This is a genomic window from Streptomyces sp. NRRL WC-3549 (assembly GCF_000721935.1).
Lineage (GTDB): Bacteria > Actinomycetota > Actinomycetes > Streptomycetales > Streptomycetaceae > Streptomyces.
In genome coordinates, this window is record NZ_KL585425.1 from 71,816 (window position 1) to 74,952 (window position 3,137).

Genomic DNA, 3,137 nt, shown 5'->3' on the forward strand with positions numbered 1-3,137 from the left:
TCGACCGGGCCGGTCCGCGCGGCTTCCGGCGTCCCACGCCCGCCCCGACGGACAGCGCGGGACGACCGGGAGGTCAGCCCTCGTGGTCGTGTTCGCCGCGGTGCTCGGCCGCGATCCCGAACCTCCGCCGTTCGCCCGGAGCGGACGCGACGGAGCCCAGCGAGGAGATCGAGCGGACCACCTGCTCCTGCACCTCCTCCGCCTCCCCGGCCTCCAGCTTTTCCAGGTCAGCGGCGGAAACCAGGGCCACAAGGGGTCTTCCGTGCCGGGTGACGACGACGCGTTCACCGCCGTAGACGACACGGTTGATCAGGTCGGCGAGCTCAGCCCTGGCTTGCGTCACCGGAATCTCGTAGGCCATGCCCTCATTCTAACCTCCTGTACGTCCTGTACATTTTTTACGTACACCGATTCGCCGTGGTCCGAGGAAAGGCATCGCCATGCTCCGCCCCGCCGCCCGTCACGTCCTGCCCGAGTTCACCGAACGCACCCCGACCGGCACCCGAACGCTGGATCCGTACTCGAAACTGCTTTCGGAGCGGATCGTCTTCCTCGGCACCCCGGTGGACGACACCTCGGCCGGTGACCTGATCGCCCAGTTCATGTACCTGGAGTACGCCGATCCGGACCGGCCGGTCTCCCTGTACATCAACTCCCCCGGCGGCTCGTTCGAGGCGATGACGGCGCTCTACGACACGATGCTCTTCCTCAGCTGCGACGTGGAGACCTTCTGCCTCGGCCAGGCGGGCTCCGGCGCCGCCGTACTGCTCGCGGCGGGCACACCGGGGCGGCGGCATGCCCTGCCCGGGGCCCGGGTAGTCATCCAGCAGCCCTCCCTGGTCGAGCCGGTGCGGGGCCAGCCGTCCGATCTCGAAATCCAGGCCCGCGAGTTGACGCGCATGCGCGAGACGCTCACGGCCATGCTGGCCCGGCACACGGGACGTTCGGTCCAGGACGTCGACGCCGACATCGAGCGGGACGTCATCCTCGACGCCCGGGCCGCCCAGGCGTACGGGCTGGTCGACCACGTCCTCGAGAACCGCACGCCGCACACCGCGAGGTGAATCGCCGATGCTCTCCCCCGAGCCTCCGCCCCTTCCCGCACTCACCCGCGCCGAGGCCGAGTTCATCGACTGCTACCTGGACGTCCTGGACCAGGTCGGCCGTATCAACCCGGCCCACGGCGGCGACACCTACGGCGCCCTGCGCGCCGCCCAGGCGCTGGCATCCCGGGCCGCCGCGCTGCGCGACGCGCTGACGCTGATGCACGACCGGGGCGAGAGCCTGCTCCACCGGGGCACGCTGACCCGTACGCTGCGGCTGCTCGACGGGGAGCGACGCGCCGGCCGGATCGCCCTCCCCCCGGCGACCGGGAGTTGACGGTATCCCCGTCCGACTCCCCTGCCGCACCGGCGTTTCGACACGGTTTCACGACACGCCCGACGAGCTGACCGGATTTCCTCGCTCGTTCGGCGTAGGGCGTCCCCCGCGCGAGCGACAGGTCAACTTGCGCGGCACGGACGGACACTGAACGGAATCTGTTGTTCCGCCGCTGGTACGGGGCTGGTCGGCACCCGTCGCGAAGACCCCGGCCGGCACCCGGCCACCTGAACGGATCAGTCGTGACGACTCTCACATCACGCCGTTTCAGCTCGGAAATCCGATGATCGGTGCGTAAAGATCCCTGGGACGACAAGCCCCCGCCACCACGGCGGGGCGGTCCGGGCGGACGCCGAGTCCTGCCGCCGCCCGGATGACTGGTCGACACGAGTGGATCGGCAGGAGTGGAGGACCCGAGCACATCGGGCCGGCCGGACTTCCGGTCAGCCCTTGGGGTGAAGCCGCCGTGTGCGGCCGGGCAACTTCGCCAGCCCGAACCCGACAGGTCATCCTTCACAGGCGGCTGACGAAGGGTTGCGCATGCCTGCGCAGGTTCATGTCCCGTCTCTGTTCGCCCGGGTCGGCACGGCCTCGGTCCTCACCATCGCCGTCGGCACCACGATGCTGGCGCCCGGAATGGTGAACGACGCCGAGGCCGCGACCTTCTCCGCGAAGGCGCTCAAGATCGCCGCGTCGAAGAAGGGGGCACCCTACAAATGGGGTGCCACGGGCCCTCACCGATTCGACTGCTCCGGCCTCACGCTCTATTCGTTCAAGAAGGCGGGGAAAAAACTCCCCCGCACCGCCCAGCAGCAGTACAACTCGACACGACACCTCACCAGGTCACAGCGGCAACGCGGTGACCTGGTCTTTTTTCACTCCGGTAGCAACGTCTACCACGTAGGGATCTATGCGGGCGGGGGCAAGATCTGGCACTCGCCGAAGACCGGGGCCGTGGTCCGCCTGGAGAAGATCTGGGCGAACAACGTCTGGTACGGAAGGGTGCGCTGACGCGGCTCCCGGGGCGCCTCGCAGCTTCTCCGGGGTGAGCGGGTGACCGCGGCTCCCGGTGAGGGTGCAAGGCGCCGCTGCGGGTGTCCGGTCGGGGCCACGAGCTGACCGGACACCCGCTGCTCTCCCTCGGCGCGCTGAGGCCCGGTCACCGGGCCGATCGGGCGCGGTGTGGAGCGTGTCCCGGCCGGAGCGGCGGCGCATCCAGGCCCCCGGGTGGGCGGCGCCGCCGCTCAGCGGTCGCGGGCGTCCGCCTCGTCATGGGCGTCAGATGAGGGCGGGGGCGGGGCGCGCCAGGCGCGGTGACCGCCGGACGGTCCTGCCGCCGGCCCGGCCGGCCGGGCCGGCCGTCGCACTCCTGGGCGGGTGCCCGGACGACGGCCGTGCCCCGTCCGTCGCCTGCCGGACCGCACACGGCGTGGTCCGCCGCCCGCCCGAGGGCCACGTCACGTCGCCACCTGGGGCGCGGTGGCCGCCACCGTGGCCACCGCCGTGCTGATCTGCTGCGCCGTCAGGTCGGCGCGTGCCGTCAGCCGCAGCCGGGAGACGCCGTCGGGAACGGACGGCGGCCGGAAGCACCCCACGCCGAGCCCCGCCGCGCGGCAGTCGGCGGCCCAGCGCACGGCCGCCTCGGCGGACGGGGCCCGGACGGAGACGACGGCCGCGTCGGGGCGTACGGCGGTGAGCCCGGCCCGCGTCAGCCGCTCATACAGTTCGGCGGCGACCCCGCGGGCCCGGTCGGCGCG

Annotated in this window: 5 protein-coding genes and 1 riboswitch; of the genes, 3 read left to right on the forward strand and 2 right to left on the reverse strand. The window is 71.8% G+C overall.

All coding sequences use genetic code 11. From position 1 onward, the window contains the following. Window positions 1-73: 73 nt before the first annotated feature. Complete coding sequence (locus IH13_RS0128095) at window positions 74-361, reverse strand: type II toxin-antitoxin system Phd/YefM family antitoxin (RefSeq protein WP_031088772.1); 288 nt, start codon at window positions 359-361, stop codon at window positions 74-76. A 79-nt stretch (window positions 362-440) separates the two neighbouring features. On the opposite strand from IH13_RS0128095, the gene IH13_RS0128100 reads away from it, so the two are divergent. From IH13_RS0128100 to IH13_RS0128110, 3 genes are all read left to right on the forward strand, one after another. Beyond that, the gene (locus tag IH13_RS0128100; protein WP_031088773.1) at window positions 441-1,064 is read left to right on the forward strand and encodes an ATP-dependent Clp protease proteolytic subunit; all 624 of its coding nucleotides are present in this window, start codon (window positions 441-443) and stop codon (window positions 1,062-1,064) included. 7 nt (window positions 1,065-1,071) lie between these two features. Further along, window positions 1,072-1,380, forward strand: a complete 309-nt coding sequence (locus IH13_RS0128105) for a hypothetical protein (RefSeq protein WP_031088774.1) — start codon at window positions 1,072-1,074, stop codon at window positions 1,378-1,380. A 369-nt stretch (window positions 1,381-1,749) separates the two neighbouring features. Next, window positions 1,750-1,917, forward strand: a riboswitch (cyclic di-AMP (ydaO/yuaA leader). Window positions 1,918-1,920: 3 nt separating this feature from the next. After that, window positions 1,921-2,391, forward strand: coding sequence for a C40 family peptidase (locus IH13_RS0128110; protein WP_031088775.1), 471 nt, complete (start codon window positions 1,921-1,923; stop codon window positions 2,389-2,391). Between the two features lie 446 nt (window positions 2,392-2,837). Here the strand turns inward: IH13_RS0128110 and IH13_RS0128115 are convergent. Next, on the reverse strand, window positions 2,838-3,137 hold a 300-nt coding region (locus IH13_RS0128115; RefSeq protein WP_031088776.1), incomplete at its 5' end, for an aminotransferase class I/II-fold pyridoxal phosphate-dependent enzyme.

Bases quoted from the DNA above. Each gene is read 5' to 3' on its own strand.
- IH13_RS0128100 (WP_031088773.1), top strand. From the start codon at position 441: ATGCTCCGCCCCGCCGCCCGTCACGTCCTGCCCGAGTTCACCGAACGC.
- IH13_RS0128095 (WP_031088772.1), bottom strand. From the start codon at position 361: ATGGCCTACGAGATTCCGGTGACGCAAGCCAGGGCTGAGCTCGCCGAC.
- IH13_RS0128105 (WP_031088774.1), top strand. From the start codon at position 1,072: ATGCTCTCCCCCGAGCCTCCGCCCCTTCCCGCACTCACCCGCGCCGAG.
- IH13_RS0128110 (WP_031088775.1), top strand. From the start codon at position 1,921: ATGCCTGCGCAGGTTCATGTCCCGTCTCTGTTCGCCCGGGTCGGCACG.